This is a genomic window from Sulfitobacter sp. G21635-S1 (assembly GCF_027213915.1).
Classification (GTDB): domain Bacteria; phylum Pseudomonadota; class Alphaproteobacteria; order Rhodobacterales; family Rhodobacteraceae; genus Sulfitobacter.
The window spans coordinates 162,735-182,393 of the sequence record NZ_JAPWGV010000006.1 but is presented as its reverse complement, the minus strand read 5'-3'; the positions used below and the strand labels follow the sequence as shown (position 1 = coordinate 182,393).

17 protein-coding genes are annotated in these 19,659 nt (G+C 62.1%); 6 read left to right on the top strand and 11 right to left on the bottom strand.

Annotation, left to right across the window (positions count from 1 at the left end; all coding sequences use genetic code 11):
• Positions 1 to 90: 90 nt before the first annotated feature.
• Complete coding sequence (locus O4H53_RS08755) at positions 91 to 1,260, bottom strand: CaiB/BaiF CoA transferase family protein (protein ID WP_269363016.1); 1,170 nt, start codon at positions 1,258 to 1,260, stop codon at positions 91 to 93.
• A gap of 250 nt (positions 1,261 to 1,510) precedes the next feature.
• Between O4H53_RS08755 and O4H53_RS08750 the strand changes: the two genes are divergently transcribed.
• Positions 1,511 to 3,199, top strand: a complete 1,689-nt coding sequence (locus O4H53_RS08750; RefSeq protein WP_269363015.1) for a glycoside hydrolase family 3 protein — start codon at positions 1,511 to 1,513, stop codon at positions 3,197 to 3,199.
• A gap of 15 nt (positions 3,200 to 3,214) precedes the next feature.
• Here O4H53_RS08750 and O4H53_RS08745 read toward each other — a convergent pair whose 3' ends face one another.
• The 8 genes from O4H53_RS08745 to O4H53_RS08710 form a co-directional block, all read right to left on the bottom strand.
• A complete protein-coding gene (locus O4H53_RS08745) occupies positions 3,215 to 4,018 on the bottom strand; it encodes a Pnap_2097 family protein (protein WP_269363013.1) in 804 nt (267 codons plus the stop codon).
• Positions 4,018 to 5,298: an MSMEG_0569 family flavin-dependent oxidoreductase gene (locus tag O4H53_RS08740; protein ID WP_269363012.1), complete on the bottom strand. Its 1,281-nt coding sequence runs from the start codon at positions 5,296 to 5,298 to the stop codon at positions 4,018 to 4,020. The genes O4H53_RS08745 and O4H53_RS08740 overlap by 1 nt, the downstream gene beginning before the upstream one ends.
• A 14-nt stretch (positions 5,299 to 5,312) precedes the next feature.
• Positions 5,313 to 5,588: an MSMEG_0570 family nitrogen starvation response protein gene (locus O4H53_RS08735; RefSeq protein ID WP_269363054.1), complete on the bottom strand. Its 276-nt coding sequence runs from the start codon at positions 5,586 to 5,588 to the stop codon at positions 5,313 to 5,315.
• 1 nt (position 5,589) lies between these two features.
• On the bottom strand, positions 5,590 to 6,564 hold the full coding sequence (locus O4H53_RS08730; RefSeq protein WP_269363010.1) for a sll0787 family AIR synthase-like protein: 975 nt from the start codon (positions 6,562 to 6,564) through the stop codon (positions 5,590 to 5,592).
• On the bottom strand, positions 6,561 to 7,103 hold the full coding sequence (locus tag O4H53_RS08725; RefSeq protein ID WP_269363008.1) for an MSMEG_0567/Sll0786 family nitrogen starvation N-acetyltransferase: 543 nt from the start codon (positions 7,101 to 7,103) through the stop codon (positions 6,561 to 6,563). The genes O4H53_RS08730 and O4H53_RS08725 overlap by 4 nt, the downstream gene beginning before the upstream one ends.
• The gene (locus tag O4H53_RS08720; protein WP_269363006.1) at positions 7,100 to 8,203 is read right to left on the bottom strand and encodes an MSMEG_0568 family radical SAM protein; all 1,104 of its coding nucleotides are present in this window, start codon (positions 8,201 to 8,203) and stop codon (positions 7,100 to 7,102) included. The genes O4H53_RS08725 and O4H53_RS08720 overlap by 4 nt, the downstream gene beginning before the upstream one ends.
• Positions 8,196 to 9,191: a Nit6803 family nitrilase gene (locus O4H53_RS08715; RefSeq protein WP_269363004.1), complete on the bottom strand. Its 996-nt coding sequence runs from the start codon at positions 9,189 to 9,191 to the stop codon at positions 8,196 to 8,198. Before O4H53_RS08715 ends, O4H53_RS08720 begins: the two co-directional genes overlap by 8 nt.
• Positions 9,192 to 9,254: 63 nt before the next feature.
• Positions 9,255 to 9,737 (bottom strand): MSMEG_0572/Sll0783 family nitrogen starvation response protein, encoded by a 483-nt coding sequence (locus O4H53_RS08710; protein WP_269363003.1) that lies wholly within the window; start codon positions 9,735 to 9,737, stop codon positions 9,255 to 9,257.
• 745 nt (positions 9,738 to 10,482) lie between these two features.
• Between O4H53_RS08710 and gcvA the strand changes: the two genes are divergently transcribed.
• Positions 10,483 to 11,445 (top strand): transcriptional regulator GcvA, encoded by a 963-nt coding sequence (gene gcvA, locus O4H53_RS08705; RefSeq protein WP_269363002.1) that lies wholly within the window; start codon positions 10,483 to 10,485, stop codon positions 11,443 to 11,445.
• Positions 11,446 to 11,685: 240 nt separating this feature from the next.
• Here the strand turns inward: gcvA and O4H53_RS08700 are convergent, their stop codons facing one another.
• Positions 11,686 to 12,459 carry an OmpA family protein gene (locus O4H53_RS08700; RefSeq protein WP_269363000.1) on the bottom strand — a complete coding sequence of 258 codons (774 nt, stop codon included), beginning with the start codon at positions 12,457 to 12,459 and terminating at the stop codon, positions 11,686 to 11,688.
• A gap of 182 nt (positions 12,460 to 12,641) precedes the next feature.
• Here O4H53_RS08700 and O4H53_RS08695 point away from each other — a divergent pair, with 182 nt between their 5' ends.
• The 4 genes from O4H53_RS08695 (at position 12,642) to O4H53_RS08680 (ending at position 19,173) form a co-directional block, all read left to right on the top strand.
• The gene (locus tag O4H53_RS08695; RefSeq protein ID WP_269362999.1) at positions 12,642 to 13,361 is read left to right on the top strand and encodes a PP2C family protein-serine/threonine phosphatase; all 720 of its coding nucleotides are present in this window, start codon (positions 12,642 to 12,644) and stop codon (positions 13,359 to 13,361) included.
• 3 nt (positions 13,362 to 13,364) lie between these two features.
• On the top strand, positions 13,365 to 14,237 hold the full coding sequence (locus tag O4H53_RS08690; protein WP_269362998.1) for a M15 family metallopeptidase: 873 nt from the start codon (positions 13,365 to 13,367) through the stop codon (positions 14,235 to 14,237).
• Positions 14,238 to 14,240: 3 nt separating this feature from the next.
• On the top strand, positions 14,241 to 16,691 hold the full coding sequence (locus O4H53_RS08685) for an ImcF-related family protein (RefSeq protein ID WP_269362997.1): 2,451 nt from the start codon (positions 14,241 to 14,243) through the stop codon (positions 16,689 to 16,691).
• A gap of 169 nt (positions 16,692 to 16,860) precedes the next feature.
• Positions 16,861 to 19,173 (top strand): type VI secretion system Vgr family protein, encoded by a 2,313-nt coding sequence (locus O4H53_RS08680; protein ID WP_269362996.1) that lies wholly within the window; start codon positions 16,861 to 16,863, stop codon positions 19,171 to 19,173.
• Between the two features lie 9 nt (positions 19,174 to 19,182).
• Here the strand turns inward: O4H53_RS08680 and O4H53_RS08675 are convergent, their stop codons facing one another.
• Positions 19,183 to 19,656 (bottom strand): TagF domain-containing protein, encoded by a 474-nt coding sequence (locus O4H53_RS08675; RefSeq protein ID WP_269362995.1) that lies wholly within the window; start codon positions 19,654 to 19,656, stop codon positions 19,183 to 19,185.
• Between the last annotated feature and the right edge of the window lie 3 nt (positions 19,657 to 19,659).

Sequence of the window (19,659 nt, the reverse complement as noted above, 5' to 3'; positions counted from 1 at the left end):
TTAGCGCCTGAAATTAAAAGAGATTTTCGCAACCGCCAGACATAGCCAGCGACGCTTTCCGGGTTCTGGCAATTGTTTGCCGACCACGTATCAACCGGCAATCACCCCACCGGTGCGCAGATGCGCAATCTCGTCGCTGCTGTAGCCAATTTCGGACAGGATCTTATCCGTCTGCGCCCCCAGCTTTTGCGGTGCACGCTCCAGTGAGGGGCCATCCTCAAGCATCCGAAAACCGGCCAACGTTGTGGTCATACCCTCAGGCGTTCCATCGGCCCCGTCGAACCTGTGCAGCACCGGCCGCGCCAGAGTCTGCGCATCGCTCAACGCTTCGCCCAGATCCCGGATGCGGGCGCAGGGGATACCGTGTTCCTGAAGCCGATCTTCCCAATAGGCCGCCGTGTTTCCCAAGAAGGCGGTTTGCAAAACGGCGCTCTCTGCATCATGCGCATCGAGCCGCTGGTTGTTGTCCTGCTTGACCATGTCCTCGCGCCCGAGCAGGCGCCAAAGCCTGGCCTGCTGTTTGAGGTTCGAGGCCGAGACCATCATCGGCGCGTCGCTGGCGTGATACATGCCGATGGTCGCAAACGCATAGGTGTTGCCTTTCGGCGCCGGCACCTTGCCGTTCCAGAAATACGAGGCCACATGCGAGGTGGCGAACATCATCGCCACATCCAGCATAGACACATCGACGAAGTTGCCGATGCCACCGTTGCGCGCGCGTTGTAACAGGGCCGCCGTGATGGCATAGGCCGTGGTGGTTCCGGCGGCATAATCCATGATCGGCGCGCCGCATTTGAACGGTTTGTCGGGATCGTCTCCGGTCATCGCCATAAAGCCGGAAAAGGCCTGGATGATATTGTCATAGCCGCGCAGTTCGCTGCGCGGCCCGGTTGCGCCAAATGCCGAAAGCGAGCAATAGACCAGCCCCGGATTGCGCGCTCTGAGATCCTCATAGCCAAGCCCCAGCGCCTCGAAGGCGCCGGGCCGGTAGTTTTCGATAAACACATCCGCCGTGTCGATCAGGCGCAGCATTGCCTCCTTGCCCTCGGGCGTCTTCAGATCAATCGCAACGGAGGATTTATTGCCCCCCTGCCCCAGAAAGGCCGTGCCCATGCCGACACCATTCATCGCGCGGTCCGGCCCTTGCGAACGGGCCTGGTCGGGGTCATTCGGATCCTCCACCTTGATGACATCAGCACCAAGCGTGGCCAGTTGAAACGCCGCAAACGGCCCCGCCAGCACATGCGTGGTATCAATCACCCTATAATTTTGAAACGCCTTCATCTGGGTCAACTCCGTCCCTTTTCTGATCCTGCCGATACCGTTTGGCGGCTTGGATCAAAGCGGTGCAATCTGGTCTCAGTGCTTATTGAAGGCGCCAAGCGGGCGGCAATCAACGCCGTTTGGTTTCCAAAATGTTGGGGCAGCTCTGACCTATGCGTTCCCCGCCCTCGCGCGTGTTCGGCTATGATGGTGCGGACGAACACTCTCCTCCAGAACGCGACATCCCATGACCACGAACAGCCTTCCCCTTTCGGATGCGACGCTCTGCGCTGCGCCCTTTCATCTGGATGCAAGGGGGCTGGACTGGGTCAAGACGCAATTCAAAGCGCTTGGAACAGAGGCGAAGATTGCGCAGCTCATTCTGCCCATGTGCCGCGACCTGTCCGATGACAGTATCGACGCTTTGGCCGCGCGGGGGCTTGGCGGGGTGCATCGGTTCCCCAGCTATTCCGAAGAAGAGCTGCGCCGCTCCGCCCGGCGTTTGATGCAGACCTGTGCCGTGCCGCCGCTGCTGACCGCCGATATCGAGATGTCGGAAAAGGCCAGCGTCAAGGCGGGCACCGCCTTTCCGAACCAGATGGCGGTGGCGGCCACCAGTGATCCCGAAAACGCGCGCCGGATGGGGGCAATCGCCGCGCGCGAGGCAGGCTATCTCGGCTTTGGCATCAGCTGGACACCGGTCGCCGATCTGGCGCTGAATTTCCGCTCCAACGCGGTGAACACCCGCAGCTTTTCCGACAAGGTCGATCAAACTCTGGCCCTGGTCTCGGCCTATCTCGACGGGATGCAGGACAACGGCCTTGTGGCCTGCGCCAAACATTTCCCCGGCGAGGGGCTGGACGAGCGCGATCAACACTACGTCACCACCCACAACACCATGACAATGGACGATTGGCACGCCAGTTTCGGCAGGATCTACGCCGCCGCGATCGCCAGGGATGTCCGCCTTGTCATGGCTGGCCACGTCACCCTTCCGGCCTATCGGCGGGACAGTGGTGACGGGGCATTGAGCGGGGCCACCCTCCCGGCCTCGCTCAATGCAAACCTGCTTGGCGGGCTGCTGCGCGGGGAGCTCGGATATAACGGCGTCATCGTCTCGGACGCGACCGGTATGGCGGGCTTCACCTCTTGTGGGGAGCGCAAGGATATTGTCCCGCTCTGCATCGAAAGCGGCTGTGACATCCTGCTGTTCCCGCGCGACATCGACGAGGATATGCAGTTTCTGCGTGACGGTCTGGACAGCGGCGCTTTGTCGCAAACCCGTCTGGATCAGGCGGTGCTGCGCATTCTGGCACTCAAGGCCTCCATGGGGCTGCATCTGGACCGGCCCGCCGTCCCGCCCGAAGAGCGCCGCGCCGCGCTGCTGAGCAGTGATGAACATCGCGCTTGGGCGAAAGACGTGGCCGAGGGCTGCGTGACGCTGGTCAAGGACAGCCAGAAGCTGCTGCCCCTGTCGCCCAAACGCCACCGCCGCATCCTGCTGGCCGAGTTGCGCGACCGTCGCAGCCCCTCTGCCGCCCTGCCCGATCTCGAAATCCCCGCCATGCTGGAACGGCTCGGCTTCGAGATCACCCGCGTTGTCCCGGGCGAGCCCATCGACACCACCGATCAGGACATCGGCCTCTATCTGATTGCCGAAGAAGGGCTGTCCGGCAAAGAACATCTCGGCCCGCAATGGGAACGGCTGCACGGGGCCTTTCCATTGACGATGCAGCGCATGTGGCAGCATCTGCCGACGCTCTATGTCTCGCTTGGCACGCCCTTCCTGACCTTTCACATGCCGGATTGCCCGACCTTCGTGAACGCCTATAGCGCGGTGCGCCCGGTCCAGCAGGCGGTCGTCGATGCCCTGACCGGTGCTATTCCGTTCCGGGGCAAAAGCCCGGTGGCGCTGCCCTTTGGCGTGCCGGCCTAACTGCCCTCTTTGCGTTCAGACCGATACCGACAGGGTCTGTACCGCGGCAATCAGACTGCCATCGCCCCGCGTCATCACGGAGAGCGCGCCATCACCCGAGACATGCACCGTGTCACCCTGGTTGATATTGCCCAGATAGACCACATCGCGGCCCAACACCGGGTCAGGGCGCGCCAAGCGCGCATAGGCCGCGGTTTCCGCGATCCGCGAGAAGGTCGGAAAATAAAGCAGGCCAACGGCGTTGAAATCCAGCGCCGGCACCGGGCGTTCGGAATAGAGTACGGGCGCATCAATCGCCGCCACCTTGCGAAATCTGCGCGCCGTTTCGCGCGCCTGTCGGTCGAGCCTCATCAGCCCGTCCCCGGCAGGCGGCAAGTGCATGTCGCCAAGGACGCTATTGCGGAAAATCCGCGTGTTCGACCGGGTCGCGTCATGGCTGACAAAACTCGATATCATCGACAGTTCGGCGATGATTTTGCCCGCGACCATAACCTGATGCGTGGATCCCGTGCGCGTGTCTGACACGGCAAACAGGCTCGACAGGATCTGCGCATCCTGCCCCAGCAGCGGCTGACACAGCGCATGAAATCGCAGCGAAGTGGCGCAGAAGGCGGCATAGACAGGCCGCCCGTCCACCGCCTGAAACACCGCTTCGCGCTGGCCAAGGGCCTTGGCAATCAGCGCCCAATGCTGATCGCCGCAAAAGCGCAGGAACCATTGCTCGGACAGGCCGGTCGGTGACAGATGTGCCATGCCCAGAGGCAGGCTGACAGCATCATCGACCGGGGCCTGCCGCGCGGCAAAGGCGACAACCGCCATCAGGCGACGGCCCGCGTGCCAGCGCTTTGCAGTTGTAGGGCGATCTGCTCAGCCAGATGGGCGCTGTCCTCTTCGATCCCGAGGAAGCGACCCGAGCCCCAGGTGTTCAACCACCCCAGCCCGATAAAGTGGAAACCCGGCACATCCGTGACGCCGCGATTGAATTTCGGCTTGCCACGCGCGTCAAAGACATCGACCTCGATCCAGCCATAATCCGGGCGGAACCCGATTGCCCAGAGCACCGAAGTGATCCCTGTCTCCTTCAGATCCAGTTCCGTGCGCTCGCACGAAGGTTCCCAGACCTTGACAAAGGGCGGCTCCTCAGGCGCGTCGATGCCATTGCGGGCGATATAGCCGTCGATCTGATCACGGATGCCGACATAGCTGCGGTCGGCATCGTCGAGGTTCTTGGTCAGATCCGGCAGGAATTCCAGCTTGTGGCCCGCCATATTCGCCAGCGACCCATAAAGCTCCACCCCATGGTCGACATGCCATTTGCGCAGGTCGATCTCCTTGCCGCCATCGCGGCCCGACATGTAGTGATTGGTCTGGGTCAGCGCCTTGACCGGGTCGGGATGGGTGTCGATGGTGATCTTGTAGTGACCGGCATCGTGCAGCCAGTCGATGGCATCGCGGCCCCGGTACTTGCGCGGACTGCGCGGCGCGGGGCCGACAGCCAGATGCACCCCCCTGCCCGCACGCACGAAATCCTCCATGATCTGCACGCCGGATTGACCGGTGCCGACAATCAGAACGTCGCCGTCGGGCAATTGCGACGGGTTGCGGTAATCGACCGAATGCATCTGCACGATGGTCGGGTCCAGCGCCTCGGCATAGGCGGGCTCGATCGGTTTGTCGTAGCCGCCCGTGGCGATCACCACCTGATCGCAGGTCCAGGTGCCGACGCTGGTTTCCACCACATAGCCGCCCTGCGGATGATGGGCGATGCGTGTGACGTTGACATGCTCATAGATGTTCGGCTCGAAGGTCGCCACAAAGGCATCGAGATAATCGGTGATCTCGGCGCGCAGCATGAAACCGTCGGGATCCTTGCCGCCGAACTCCTTGTTGTAGTGAAAGCCGGGAAGGCGGCACTGCCAGTTCGGCGTGACCAGGCAGAAGCTGTCCCACCGGTTGACGCGCCAGGAATGGAATTTCTCGTGGCGTTCAAAGACAACGCTTTCGATGCCTTTCGTCTTCAGCTGACAGGCCACCGACAATCCGGCCTGACCACCGCCCACGATGGCGACGGGGATATGCGGAATAGGCGTATCTTTCATGTTCTCGGTCCTTCTCATGTGATCGACAGGCAGGTGACTTGCGCGTCTGTCTGGCCCTCAAAATCGGCGACCCGCTGCTCGATCCTGTCGAGTTGCGCCATCGCCGAGGTGCAGGCGAAACCGTATTTGCGTCTCACCCGGTTCGAGGCACGTTCCATCGCGATGCGGGCGCGTTGCAGGAACTCGGGCATGGGATAGCTTTGCCCCGGCGTGAACAGCTCGGTGATCACGCTGGAGGGGGAATAGCAGCGCTCCTCGCTGCCATCGGGCCAGCGCAGGGTCCAGTGCATCTCAGGCAAAAGCGGGCTCCTTTCGGGAAAGCGACAGATAGGGGGTTTGGGCATGGTCCCAGAACAGCGCGGTCTCGCCGCCCCGTTGCAGCGTGAGTTGCGGTCCCTCCGTGACCCCGCCGATGGGGTCCGCCCAGATGCCGCGCTTGCGGAAGGTGACGCAGACCTCGGCGGCCACCTCGGGCGCAACCGAGAGCAGGAAACCGAAACTGGGGAAACTGTGCAGCCAGCGTTGCAGCGGCACATCGGCAGGCGGCACGATCCGATCCAGATCCAGCACCATGCCCACCGAAGAGCTCTCGGCCAGCATCAGCGCCGTACCGGCAATGCCGCCCTGGCTGATGTCCTTGCCAGCCCTCAGCAGGCCCCTTTCGGCCAGCTCGGGCAACAACGCCAGATCCCCCCGCAGCCGGTCATGCGGCGCGTCGAGCGCTGCGCAGAAATTGTCGAAATTCACGTAACGGCCCCGATGGTCGATCGCCGCCAGCAGCACATCGCCGGGATGCGCGTCGAAACTGGTCACCGGAGTCTGCGCCTTGCCCAGCACCGACACAGCGAGATTCAGTTCAGAGGCGGCAAAATTGGTATGGCCGCCGACCAGTGGCACGCCATAAGCCTCGGCAGCATCGCGCAGCCCCTTCATCAGGGGCGCGGCGGCCTCGGCATTTGGCGCCCAGACCTGATCAATCAGCGCAGTGGCCCGCCCGCCCATGGCAGCGATGTCCGAGAGGTTCACCATGACCCCGCACCAGCCCGCAAACCACGGATCGGCCGCTACGAAAGCGGGGATAAACCCCTCCCCCGCCAGCAGATCAAACCCCTCTGCCGTTCTGATCATCGCAGCGTCGTCCCCCGGTGCGCCAGCCGCATCGCCGGTCAGCCCCAGCATGCCCGTCGCCTGGGCAATGCCCAGCTTGGAGCGAATCGCAGGATGGGCGCGCAGGGCCTCGGCCAGATCTGCCAGCGTGTCGGTCATGCCCGGCGACCCGGCTTCATGAACCAGCCCGCGGCCGGGTCTTCGCAGGGCGGATAGAAGGACAGATCGGCAGACATCCTGGCATGGGGCACCCCATGCAGCGTGACCTCCTCCAGAACCGTCCATTTCAACCGGCGGAACAATGGCACGTTCTGCATCTGCACATGCGCCAGAAAGGCATCGCAGCCGCGCGCGTTCGCGGTGCAGACCGCCAGCCGGATCAGTTCGGTCCCCAGCCGCCCGACCTGCCGGAAGTCGCTGTCCACCGCCAGCCGCGAGCCCCACCACAGGCCGGGGCGTTCCTCGTGAATGCGCACGGTGCCCACCACCTGATCGGCTTCATGCGCATAGGTCGAAAGCGCGACCAGATGCGTGGCGACAAGGTCGATCTCGTCGCGGTCATGGGTCTGGAAAATCCGCTGTTCCTCAACAAAGACCCGGCGGCGCAGCGCCTCGGCCCCGCGCGCCTCAAAGGGTTTCGAGGCCGCGCGAATGTAGTAGCCGGGGCACTGGAACTGGCGGTGTTCAAGCTCGATCATGCCGGCACCTTCAGCTTTTCATAGGTCGAGAGCGCCGAGCAGGCACCGCATTTGCCGCAGCCTGCCTTGATGTCCTCTGACCGGATACCGGCCCGCACGATCATCTCGCCCAGGGGGCGCAGGATCGAGGCCATGAATTCCGGCTTCGGCGCCGGGTGGCTTTCCAGCGGCGTGCCAGAGATTGGCACGAAGGGCACCACAAAGGGGTAAACCCCCATGTCACAGAGCTTCTGCCCCATCTCAAGGATCGCTTCGCGGCTGTCACCGAGACCGGCAAGGATATAGGTGGAGACCTGCGCGCGGCCAAAGACCTTCACCGCCGCCTCGAAACTGGACATGTATTTTTCCAGCGGCACGGTCGCCTTGCCGGGCATGATACGCTCGCGCACTTCCTGCGTGACGGCTTCCAGATGCATACCCAACGCGTCAATGCCCGCATCCTTCATGCGCTGATGCCAGATGTCATCGTCGGGCGGCTCGCACTGGCCTTGCAGCGGCAGATCGACAGCCGCCTTGATCGCCCGCGCGCTTTCCACCATGACCGCCGCGCCGCGGTCCTTGCCCTTGGGCGTGCCGGTGGTCAGCACCATATGTTTGACCCCGTCCAGCTCCACCGCCGCCTTGGCAACCTCGGCCAGTTGGTCGGGCGTCTTATGCGCGATGGTGCGGCCCGCGGCGAGGCTCTGGCCAATCGCGCAGAATTGGCAGGTCTTCTTGCGGCTCTCGTAGCGGATGCAGGTTTGCAGCACGGTCGTGGCCAGCACGTCGCGCGAGTGCAGCGTGGCAATGTGACTGTAGGGCACGCCATCGGCGGTTTTCAGGTCATAGAACTTCGGCCGCATGGGAAAGCGGACCCTGGCTATTTCCGCACCGTCACGTGTGACGCGGGACTGGCCCTTGGCGTCCGGTGGCTCCACCAGGAAGGGCGATTCAAAGGCGGGCGCAGTGTGTACCGGCACCATGACGGTGGTGTCCCCGATGGTCACAGCCTTGTGGTCCGAAGGCCCTGCCCCACCGCGCCGCGCCTCGTGACCCGCGCGCGGATCGACCAGCCGCATGCCGTGGGATTGAAGATCGTTAATCAGGTCGGCGTCAGACATTGCTCGGCTCCTTTTCATCGAGGTCCGAATAGACGGGAGGTTGCGGCGCAGGTGCTGCACCAAAGGCCACGCGCGTTTCGGCGGGGCGGGTGTCATGCACCAGATGCAGCAGTTCGGGGCGCGCGTAATGGCCGACACTGTCCATCATCCGCTTGCGCTTGGTGATCAGCTTCATGTCCAGATCGGCAATCAAAATGCCCTCGCCCTCGGTCAGCGGCTCGGCCAGATGACGACCCTCAGGCGAGATGATGCAGGTCATGCAGCCGTCGCGCATCGCCTTTTGCAGTTTCGGATCGGGGTGCAATGACTGGATCTGCTCCTCGGTCAGCCAGCCGGTTGCATTGACCACGAAACAACCCGCCTCCAAGGCATGATGGCGCATGGTGACCTCGATCTGTTCGCCAAAGATCGGCCCGACAAGGCTGCCCGGGAAATGTGCTGCGTGAATTTCCTCGTGCTGGGTCATCAGCGCATAGCGCGCCAGCGGGTTGTAATGCTCCCAACAGGCCAGCGCGCCAACCCGGCCCACCTTGGTCTCGACCACCTTCAGACCGGCGCCATCACCCTGACCCCAGACCATGCGCTCGTGATAGGTCGGCGTGATCTTGCGCCGTTTCAGCGCCAGCGTACCGTCGGCGTCAAAAATAAGTTGCGTGTTGTAAAGCGACCCGTGATCGCGTTCGTTCACCCCCAACACGACAACAACGCCGCGTTTGCGTGCGGCTTCGGCTACGGCCTGGGTTTCGGGCGAGGGCACGACAACCGCCTGATCGTACAGTTCCAGATGCGCAGCACCCTGCTGCACCGGCGGCAACACGAAGGAGAAATAGGGATAATAGGGCACGAAGGTTTCGGGAAAGACGATAAAGTCCGCCCCCTTCTCGGCCGCTTCGGCAATCGCGTTCAGAACACGCTCAATGGTGCCCGCACGGCCTGTCAGGTCCGGCGCGATCTGCACGGCGGCGGCGCGAATGGTGTCGGTTCTCATGATCTGGCTCCCCTGCTGCGCATTGTCGGAGGCCGCGCCGACAGGCGACGCGGCCCGGCTGGATCACACCGTCCAGGTATCGAGGATGAAAGCGTTGTCCTTGCGGTGCAGCAGGATGCAGTCGAGCACGTCCTGCGGGGCAATCGGCACGATGCCCGGCAGCAGCGCCGGTTCGCCATGGCCGTAAAGCGCCTGAAGACCGAAGCGGCAGCAATAGATCTTGCCCCCCTCGCCCATGAACTTCTTGAGGTTGGCGGCAAAGTTCTGATGACCGGGGAAGGCTTCGTCGCCCAGCGTCGGGAAACCGCGCTGGATGCCCAGCGTCACGCCGGGGCCGTAGAGCAGGATCGAAGTCTCAAATCCTTTGCGTTGCAGGCGGATCGCCTGCAGAATGTTGACCAGGCCGATGGAGCCTTCGAAGGCAACTGTATGGAAGGTGACAAGCGCCTTCTCACCTTCATCGGCCTTGACGTCCTCAAAGACCTTTTCTTCGTAATCCACAAAGAAATCGCCGTCTTTATGGGCTTCTTTTGTAACTGCGGGCATCCTGTATCTCCTGTTCCTTGGATGCACCTACCCTGTTCCCGATACCCGACACCTCGCAATACTGCAGTCATTTATGAATCAATTATACATACAATAATGCATCTATTTGGTGATTTTTTGAGCATTTCCACCGCGCCCTGTTGCATTCTGCAGCGCAGTTTTGATCCCGCGACCCCCCCTGCCGCGACAAGCGGCGCGACGGCGCAGCGATTTCCATACAATCCGCTTCAATCCTGACGAATCATTCCATGTCAGCGAAGAACAACCAACACAGCCAACAGCGAGCAGGTCATAACTCGCGGGTCATCGCGGAAACTTTCAAAGAGTACCGGCATCGCATTTCAGGCATTTCCGGTGTAGCTACCGTTGAGAGATGTACGCATATCCCGAGGGGCATCTTGGTGGCTTCCACCTTCGACACCACCGACTCGTCTTTTATCGGGTCGGGGCGTGACAGGCTCCGATCCCGCATTTTTGACTGCATCAATATGACATACATTACTGACATTGCATTTAAACTGTGGCGTTCTCGCTCTCTTTTCGGCCGAATTTCGCCGCTGGAACCTCCAGCCAAACTCGCAAGCTCCGGCTACAGGGATGAACGCAGGGGCCAGACATTGACCGCACTCTGCTTCCCCGCCATAGTTCTTGAACACTCTCCCACCGCTGAAAATGTATGCTTATTGTCTGCATTTCAGCAAAAGTGTGCTGCACTCGTTTCTCGCGCCATACATCGGATCCCGCAATGCCACCCACACCGAACAGGACGCTCCCGCCGCTTAATCCGCTCAAGGCCTTTGAGGCCGCCGCGCGGCACAACAGCCTTACGGTTGCTGCCGAAGAACTGAACGTCAGTCAGGTTGCCGTCAGCCGGCAGGTGCGCGTGCTGGAAGACTATATGGGCGTCACCCTGTTCCGCCGCCTCAATCGCGGAATTGAGCTGACCCGCGAAGGTGTGCTTTTGTTCAAGGGCATAGCGAAGGCGTTTCAGGACATCGAGGACACGACGAAACATGTCTCGCGCCGGGATCAACGCAATATCCTCGCAATTCAATCATACGTGACCTTTTCGCGCGGCTGGCTGATGCCAAGGCTCGGCGATTTTCACGCGGCGCACCCCCGGATCGAAGTGCGTCTCTCCTCCTCGCCCGAAGCGGCGGATTTCGATACCGACAATCTCGACGCAGCCATTCGCGGCGGAGACGGCAACTGGCCCGGTCTGCATGCCGAGAAACTGGCGGATATGGAACTGATCCCCGTCTGCTCGCCCAGCTTTCTCGCGGCGCATCCGCTGAACAGGATCGAGGACCTCTCTCAGGTGAAACTGCTGCATTCCATGGCGCGTCCCAAGGACTGGCCGGCATGGCTCGCCTCAGTTGGCGCGCCCCTCACCCCCAAAAACCGGCTGCTGTTCGAGAACAGCTCCCTCGCTTACGAAGGGGCGCTCATGGATCTGGGCGTCGCGATCGCGAACCGCTATTTTGTACAGACCCAGTTGAACGCCGGGACGCTGGTCACCCCGTTTGAACACAGCTGCCAGACCGGCGAGAGCTACTATCTGACCTGGCCAAAGGACGAACCGCCTTCTTCGCCGCTGCTGAAATTTCTGGACTGGATTCGCATCCACTTCGCACCCGATGACACCCCCTCTGCCGAAGTTGTCAGCGATCAGATCGTGGACGAAACCGCCTCCAATCCAGGAGTTTGATCAAGGTACGGGAGGGGGCCGATACAAACCTTCAAATCGCTGATTTCAGCAGCAGCAACCCTTGCGGGGACCGACGTCGCGGATATGCCCGGGAAAGGTCACTCTGACCAGACAGAAGAACTGGCTTCGCAGGGTTTGCAGCGCTCGCTGGATAAGTGCGACCAGCGGAAGATCTTTCCCAGGTTGGCGAAAACTTTGCGACACTACCCTGTGCGGCCCTCTGGCAGCCGGTTCCGCAGGTTAGCTAAGCGCCTGAAACTCCACGCGGCGGTTTTCCTCTGCCTTGGGATCAGCTGCGTTGAAAGGAAAGCGCTCTCCCAATCCGACGGTTTCCAGACGCTTGGGGTCAATGCCGCAGTTCTCGATCAGGTGGCGGGCCACTTCCTTGGCGCGCAGGATTGAAAGACGTTCGTTATAAGCGTCGCTGCCGGAGGTGTCAGTGTGCCCGACGATGCGGATCAGGTTGAGGTCGCTTTCCTTGAGAACCGTGCACATCTTTGCGAGCTTCGGCGTTTCCTCGGCTGAGAGCGCAGCGGAATCAAAGCCGAACTTGATACGCAGGTTGACCTGAAGTTCGGGGTCGAGCTGGCCAAAAACAAGCGGCTTGTTGGGATCGCTTACTGCTGCGGTCGTCACGACGGTGTCATCGGTGCTGGGGCTTGTTTCAGCCGTCGTTGTGTTGGTCGTGGTGCTATCCGTTTGCGTCCTGCTTTCGGTTGCGACCGTTGTTGTCCCTTCATTTGCGACCGTGGTTGCCTCTTCGGCTGTGACCGTGGTTGCTTCTTCCGCGGTGGGTGTGGTTGTCGCTTCCGCGGTGACGTCATCGACAGTGATCAGCTTCAGACCACGGGTCGCGCCCAGACCGTTCGATTGCGCCTCGCTGAAAACTTCGCGCTGGTGTTCGAACAATTTCTTCAGTGCCTCAACGCTCAGATCCTCCTGCGCGGCGGCACGTGACGCGAAGAGAGCAGTGAACAGGGCGAGCATCAGTAATCTTGCGATGGAAAATGACATGGCAGGCCTCGAGGGAAAAAAGATTTTGTATGCCCGCAATGGTAGGCTATCCTGAGCCTGAATTCAATTCAGACATTCTTACAGAGGCGACATATGATATTCGCCATCGAGCTTTTCGTCTGTGGCCGCGCCGCGTCTTCGAGGTTGACGTGACTGCCCCGATCACGCGGGTTCCCCGGATCATGCCCCTGCCCCCCACTTTTTCGGGCGCGGGGATGACCCATGCCGGTCTGGTACGGGAACGCAACGAGGACGCGATCCTTACCGATCCGGGCGGCACCCTTTGGGCTGTGGCCGACGGGATGGGTGGCTATGGCAATGGCGATGTCGCATCCGACATCGTGATTGAGACATTGTCCCGGGTGCCCGAGCAGGCACTGCCGGGGGCCGCCTTGCAGGCCAGCCTGCGCGAGGCGAACGACAGCATCTGCCGGGCGGCGGCGCGCGGCGCTGGCAGCATGGGGGCAACTGCGGTCGCGCTGATGATACAGAATTCCGTGGGCACGGTGGCCTGGGTTGGCGACTGCCGTGCCTATCTGTTGCGAGGCGAGGCGTTGCGGCTGCTGACCCATGATCACACGGTCGTGCAGGACATGGTGGACCGCGGCCTGCTGGACCCGGCAGAGGGGTACCACCATCCCGAAAGCCATGTGGTGACCCGCGCGGTCGGCTATGAGCGGGATCTGGAAATCGACAATATCTCGGTGCCGCTGGTGCAGGGGGATCGGCTGCTGCTTTGCAGTGACGGGCTGACGACATGCCTGAGCGATCAGGACATCACCAGCCACATGCGCCAGGCGACCGGACCACAGACGCTGTGCACATCGCTGGTCACGGCAGCACTGGAAAAGGGTGCACCCGACAATGTGTCGGTTGTCGCCGTCTTTGCCGGGGGGCCATAGGCCATGCGCGAGGGTATGCTGGTCGGCCCCATCATCGTCGCCATCGGGCTTGTCATGGCTGCAATTGCCTTTGCCGTGGTGGGGGCGGTGCTGAAAACCGCCGATGCGACCAGCGAAATCCGCCTGTCGCGCAACGAGGCGCGGATCGCGGAACTGGACAGTGAAGTGCAAAGCCTGCGGTCAGAGCTGTCGGACGCACAGACCGAGCTGGCGCGTCTGGCGGAAGAACAGGCGATGGCGGTATCGCGCGCGCCTGTGGCGGACAGCCAGTTGATGGTCGTGACCGCGCCGGAAATCACCGGCGAAGACGAGGCGGATGACCACCCCGGCATCGAACAGATGACCGAAGTTGGCACCCTGGACAAATCCGCGTTCAACAAAGGGATCACCCAGCCACGTAACCGCGTGATGCTGGAATTGCTGGGGCACCCGCGCAGCAGCTATTCCACGGATTGCCAGTCCGTCACCCAGCCCAAACTCAAGTCGTTGCTGGAAACCCGTCAGGTCGGGCCGCTTCGCGTGACGATGATCAGGCCCGCACTGGATTCGCTGGAACGCATTCTGGCCAAGCTGAAAGCATCCGAGCCCGAGATCCATGATGCCCTCGGGACCGCCGGTGCGATGTGCGCGCGGCTGATCCGGGGGTCGCGCAGCTCCGTGTCTAACCATTCCTGGGGCACGGCCATTGACGTCAAGCTCGAAGGGCGGCTGGACGGGTTCGGGGACGGAGGCACGCAGTTCGGGCTGATCCTGCTGGCGGAATTGTTCAACGAGGAAGGCTGGTACTGGGGGGCGACCTACAACCGCGAAGATTCGATGCATTTTGAAGTGGGTGTCGAAACGCTGAGCCGCTGGCAAGCGGAAGGCAAGCTCTGACCGATGGCGCGTGGCCCGGCATCCTCCCCGACTGAAAACGCATTCGACCAAGCGGCGCGGCCCGTACTGGACTGGATCGGCATGTTTGACCGCCATGCCCGGCACGATGTGCGCGTGATCGTCGATGAGGCAGCGCGTGAGTTGAAAACTTTCGAAAGGGCTCTGACCGGCGCGGGTATACCCGCCCATGCCATCAAACCGGCGCGATTGGCGCTGGCCGTTCTGATGGATGGGCAGGCGCGGTCGACCAGGGGGCTGCCGTTGGGGGGCTGGTCCGTGCTGGCAACCCGGCAGCTGTTCGAAGGCCACGACATGACGATGGCGCGGATCCGGGATTTTCGGGAAACCGCATTGAAAAACGGTGCGGAATACGCCGACCTTGCTGCATTTCTGGGTCGGATGATCGACCGTGCCGAGGTCCGCCGCCACGGTCACCGCGCCCAGGCATCGGGTGGCTGGGGCTGGAAAGTGGCCGTTTTCGTCACCTTGCTGGCCCTTGGTTTGGCCGGATACGCGGTCTTTCTGGAGTATCGGTTCCATGCAGCGCTGCGCACGGCCTTTGACGTCGAGGCATTGGAGATCGGCCTGGACCGGCCGCAGGAAGGCCCCGAACTGGTGCGCAGGCTTGACGCGATGAAGGCCGCGGCAGACCGTGTGTCTGACGCGGCGGCGCGTGCGCCGCTGAAGCGGGCGCTGCGTTTGCCGGTACTGGACAGCGAAACCCACGCCACCGGCACCTATCTTGCCGCCGTGAACGCCCAGGTGCCGGCCGCCATCGCAGGCGCTATCGAAACAATGCTCGCGACCGAAGGCGACGGATTGAACCTTTACGATGCCTTACGGGCCTGGGCGGTGCTTTCGGGGGACGATACCTGGCATCCGGCCTGGCTTGCCGGGTGGCTGAGCGATCACGGCGGCGCGCTGGGTCTGGACGGGCTGGCGCGTCATGTGGCTGCATTGCAGGGTCCGACCGGTAATCTGGTGCCGCAGGATCAGGTGGTGATGGATCAGGCGCGCGCCTTTGCCGCGGAACCGACAGAGCCTGCACGGGCCTGGCTGGAACTGAAGCGCGCCCCGGAAACAGCCGCGCTGGCGTCGTGGTATCCGGATGTGGCGGTGCCCGGCATGGCAGTGGTTTTCGTGCGGCGATCCGGGGTAGAGGTAACCGCCCCCCTGCCTGGTCTGTTCACTGCAAAGGGATGGGATCATGCACGCAATTTCGGGATCGGCGGGGCCGTACAGAAGGCCCGTGCAATGGCACCTGTCATCACCGGAAAGACCCTGCCAACGGAAAATCGGTCGCCCGACCTGCTGGCCGATCGGCTGTTGAACGAAACCGTTGCTGTCTGGCAGGCATGGCTGGCCGACCTGCGCGTGCGTCCTTTCGCGCAGCGCGAGACGGCAATCCTGGTATCCGGCGCGCTGGCGCAGAACAATGACCCGATCAGCAGGTTGCTGCGCGAGGTCTGGGTGCAGGTCGGCGGCGAGGATCGCACGCGCAGCCACGCCCAGCAGTTGCGGCTGGCGACGGTGTTCGGACCGACGATCCAGTATCTTGATCAGGGACGCATGGCCGAGATTGCGCGGCTGTTTTCGACGCTGAACGTGGCGCTTGGAGCGATCGACGTGAACCGCAAGCGCGGCACTGAACGGTTGATGTCGGTGCAGGACCGGGCGCGGTCGATCGCGGCGCTGGGTGCGGCTCCCCGGATCGTGGTGCAGATTGCCGAGGATGTGCTGGCCCAGTCCAGCCTGCCCGAGGCAGACAGCGGTGACGATCCGCTGACGCGGGTCTGGCAGCGCGAGGTATTTCCGCTGTGCCGCGACGGTGTGATGGGCCGATATCCGTTCGGCCCCGGGGCAGATGCGGCGCTGGCGGACGTCACGGCGCTGTTCGGTCCACAGGGCGCGATCACGACATTCCTTCAAAGCGCGGCGCGGCAGTTTCTGGAAACCGGCGAAAGCCCCTGGCGCTGGAAACCGGAAGCTCGGTTTGCAGGGCTGAACCTTGAAAGTGCGGTGTTTCTCGAACGGGCCGCGGCGATCTCCCGGGGGCTGTTCAACGAGGCGGGAGAGATGCGGCAGGATTTCACGCTGAGCGCGCTGGCAGAACGCGGGCAGACCCTGTTTGCCATCGGCGGAGAGGCCGCCCCGGTGCGTGCCCGCGGCGAAACTGCGACGCTGAGTTGGCCAGGCGCTGCGCCGCAGGCCGGTGTCGAGGTCAGTTTTCGCGAATCTGCCGATGCGGCGCGGATACAGCAACCGGGACCATGGGGCCTGCTACGCCTGGTCGACGGGGTACGATTGCGGCTGCGCGACGACGGCGCGCGGGTGTTGCTGGATCTGCGCACCAGCTCGGGCCGCGTCTTCCTGAACATGTCATTCACGGAACCGGTGAATCTGATATCCGCCCGCCGCCTGCTGAACGATTTCTCCTGCCCGCCGGCGCTTTGAACATTTCCCGCCCTTTGCCTTTCAACCTGTGCGATGGCATCGCCGGTCAGGCAGGCGCGCAAGTCCCTGGATACTTGCTATTTCGGACAAGGTGCAAAATGCTGTATACTGGCCAGGTTCCTTTTCATTTCGTTCATATATTCAACGCACTGACCAAAGGAGACCCAAGATGTCTTCGGATCGCTTTACGATTCTAAAAACTCCGCTGCCCGACCGTGACCGCGAACCGGCGCTGCTGTTCGCGAAAATGAGCGGCGAGGATGCAATTTCCGCGCCTTTCCGGTTCGAGCTGACCTGTCACAGCTCCGACCCCGATATTGTTGCCAACGACCTGCTGGGGGAACCCGTCAGCCTGAGCGTCCTGCGGGCGGGTACAACCGATGCCTACCGGTATTTTCACGGTCTGGTCGATGAATTCTCGTTTCAGGATCTCAGCGTCAGCGAAGGGTTCTATGTCTATCGCCTGGTGTTGCGCCCGGCGGTCTGGTTTCTGGGCCGGCAGTTCGACAACCGCATCTTTCAGCACAAAAGTGTGCCCGAGATCGTCGAGGACGTACTGGGGGAGGCAGGCGTCACCGATTACAGGCTGGACCTGACCGGCAGCTATCCCAAACGCGAATACTGCGTGCAATACGGCGAATCCAACCTGGCTTTTGTGCAACGGCTGCTCGAACACGAGGGGATATTCTACTATTTCGAATTCGAAGACGGCAAACATTGCATGGTCCTTGCCGACGCCAGCAGCGATCTGGCGCCTGTCGGGGATGTCTCAGAGATCACCTATGAACCCGATGCGTCGGTGATTCACCGTAACGTCGGTATCCTGACCGGAATGCGGCGCAGCGACGAGGTGGTGACCGGTGCCTATGCGCAGACCGACTATGATTTCGAGGCCCCCTCGTCCGATTTGATGGCGCTGTCGGAAATGCTCAAGGAACATGCCCGCGACGATGCGGAGCAATACAGTTATCCCGGCACCTACATCGACCACGGACGCGGCAAGGATCTTGCGGATATCCGGCTTACAGCCCGCCAGGTGCCGGCGCACAATGTTCACGCCGTGTCGACAGAGGCGCTGCCGATGGCAGGGGCGATGTTCAAGATTGTCGGTGCCACGCGCGAGGCCGAGAACGACAAGTTCTTCGTGCGGGCGATGACTTTTGAAGTCGTCGATGCCAATTATTCGGCGGGCGACAGCCGCACGGAAACCTCCGGGTTTGTCGCCCACTACAGCCTTTTCCCGCTGTCAGTCCCGTTCCATCCCCCCTATGTCACGCCGCATCCGCGCATGCGCGGGCCGCAGACGGCAGTGGTGGTCGGCCCCGCAGGCGAAGAGATTCATACCGACCAACATGCCCGCGTGAAGGTGCAGTTCCACTGGGACAGGCTGGGCGGCGACGACGAAAGCTCATCCTGTTTCGTGCGGGTCAGTGCAGCCTGGGCAGGGTCCGGATGGGGATTCATCCAGATCCCCCGGATCGGACAGGAAGTGATCGTGGATTTTCTGGAAGGCGATCCGGATCAGCCGATCATCACCGGGCGGGTCTACAACGCCGAACAGATGCCGCCCTATGATCTGCCCGCAAATGCCACGCAATCGGGGTGGAAATCCAATTCTTCGCCCGGCGGCGGAGGTTGGAACGAGCTGCGTTTCGAAGACAAGGCCGGGTCGGAAGAGGTCTATTTCCAGGCGCAGAAGGACCATAATGAACTGGTCAAGAACAACGAAGCGCGTCACATCGGCAATGACTTCAGTGAAGAAGTTGTCAATGACGCGACCCAGTGGGTCGGTCACGACCGGACCGAGATGGTGGACAACAACAAATCCACCACCGTCGGCGTCGACCGGACCGTCAGTATCGGTAACAACGACACGGAAACGGTGGGGGTGGACAGGTCGCTGTCCGTCGGGTCGAACGAGACCATCAGCGTCGGTTCCAATTCGACCGAGACGATAGGTGCCAATCATACCCAGACCGTGGGCCTGAACCAGGCGATTACCGTTGCTGTCGCCCGCGTTGACACTGTGGGGGCGGCGGAAACCCGGACCGTTGGCGCGGTCCAGACCAATACCATCGGTGCCTCGCGCAGTGTCACCGTTGGTGCCGGTCAGGATCATACGGTCGGCGCCGGGGACAGTTGGACCATCGGCGCGGATCAGAAAGTGGAGATCGGGGCCGCTCAGTCGGTTGAAATCGCGGCAGACCAATCGGTCAAGGTGGGCGGCAGCATGGCCGAGGCGATTGCCAAGGATAAATCCGCCACGATCGGGGAGAACCTGAGCATCGAAGTCGGCAAGGCCATATCGATCAAGGCGGGGGACGAAATCACTCTGGTCTGCGGCGATGCCAAGTTCCAGATGAAAAAGGACGGAACCATCGTGATCGAAGGCAAGGATATCACGATCAAGGCCAGCGGCAATATCGTTGAAAAGGCGGGCGGTGATATCACCCAGAAAGGCAGCAAGATCAACATGAACTGATGCCTGCCATCAGGCCCCGAAAAGGCGCGTGATCACCGCTTCCGGCCCTTCCGGGAGGGTCCCGCGTTGCCACAGGGCGGGCGATGCCAAGGCAGGTGCCCCGGGTTCCGGCGGTTGGATGTTGGCCAGGCCCGCAACCATGTCATCGGCAGACCTGGCATTCAGCAGCACGGGATATACCTGATCCGCCCAACGATCCGCCTCAGCCAGGGCCGCGGCATTCAAACCGACACATGCCGCAATCGGAAAGGCACGATCTGCCGCATCCCGGCTTGGCAGAATACACAGCAGCAAATCGCCATTTGGCCCCTTGATGACCCCCCGCAACCCTTCGCTGGGCCAAAGATCCGGTGTCGCCGCATGTTGCGACAGTTTCGCGGTAAGGAACCGGTCCATAACAGGCCGCACCCCGGGCCTGAGTCCGCGCCCTATGAAATCTCCGGCAGTGGGCAGCTTGCCAAAGAATCCGGTTTCCGGATGCACCGC

Bases quoted from the DNA above. Each gene is read 5' to 3' on its own strand.
- O4H53_RS08735 (WP_269363054.1), bottom strand. From the start codon at position 5,588: ATGCACTGGACCCTGCGCTGGCCCGATGGCAGCGAGGAGCGCTGCTAT.
- O4H53_RS08685 (WP_269362997.1), top strand. From the start codon at position 14,241: ATGGCGCGTGGCCCGGCATCCTCCCCGACTGAAAACGCATTCGACCAA.
- O4H53_RS08740 (WP_269363012.1), bottom strand. From the start codon at position 5,298: ATGAAAGATACGCCTATTCCGCATATCCCCGTCGCCATCGTGGGCGGT.
- O4H53_RS08710 (WP_269363003.1), bottom strand. From the start codon at position 9,737: ATGCCCGCAGTTACAAAAGAAGCCCATAAAGACGGCGATTTCTTTGTG.
- O4H53_RS08695 (WP_269362999.1), top strand. From the start codon at position 12,642: ATGCCCCTGCCCCCCACTTTTTCGGGCGCGGGGATGACCCATGCCGGT.
- O4H53_RS08700 (WP_269363000.1), bottom strand. From the start codon at position 12,459: ATGTCATTTTCCATCGCAAGATTACTGATGCTCGCCCTGTTCACTGCT.
- O4H53_RS08745 (WP_269363013.1), bottom strand. From the start codon at position 4,018: ATGGCGGTTGTCGCCTTTGCCGCGCGGCAGGCCCCGGTCGATGATGCT.
- O4H53_RS08680 (WP_269362996.1), top strand. From the start codon at position 16,861: ATGTCTTCGGATCGCTTTACGATTCTAAAAACTCCGCTGCCCGACCGT.
- O4H53_RS08720 (WP_269363006.1), bottom strand. From the start codon at position 8,203: ATGTCTGACGCCGACCTGATTAACGATCTTCAATCCCACGGCATGCGG.
- gcvA (WP_269363002.1), top strand. From the start codon at position 10,483: ATGCCACCCACACCGAACAGGACGCTCCCGCCGCTTAATCCGCTCAAG.
- O4H53_RS08690 (WP_269362998.1), top strand. From the start codon at position 13,365: ATGCGCGAGGGTATGCTGGTCGGCCCCATCATCGTCGCCATCGGGCTT.
- O4H53_RS08715 (WP_269363004.1), bottom strand. From the start codon at position 9,191: ATGAGAACCGACACCATTCGCGCCGCCGCCGTGCAGATCGCGCCGGAC.
- O4H53_RS08725 (WP_269363008.1), bottom strand. From the start codon at position 7,103: ATGATCGAGCTTGAACACCGCCAGTTCCAGTGCCCCGGCTACTACATT.
- O4H53_RS08750 (WP_269363015.1), top strand. From the start codon at position 1,511: ATGACCACGAACAGCCTTCCCCTTTCGGATGCGACGCTCTGCGCTGCG.
- O4H53_RS08730 (WP_269363010.1), bottom strand. From the start codon at position 6,564: ATGACCGACACGCTGGCAGATCTGGCCGAGGCCCTGCGCGCCCATCCT.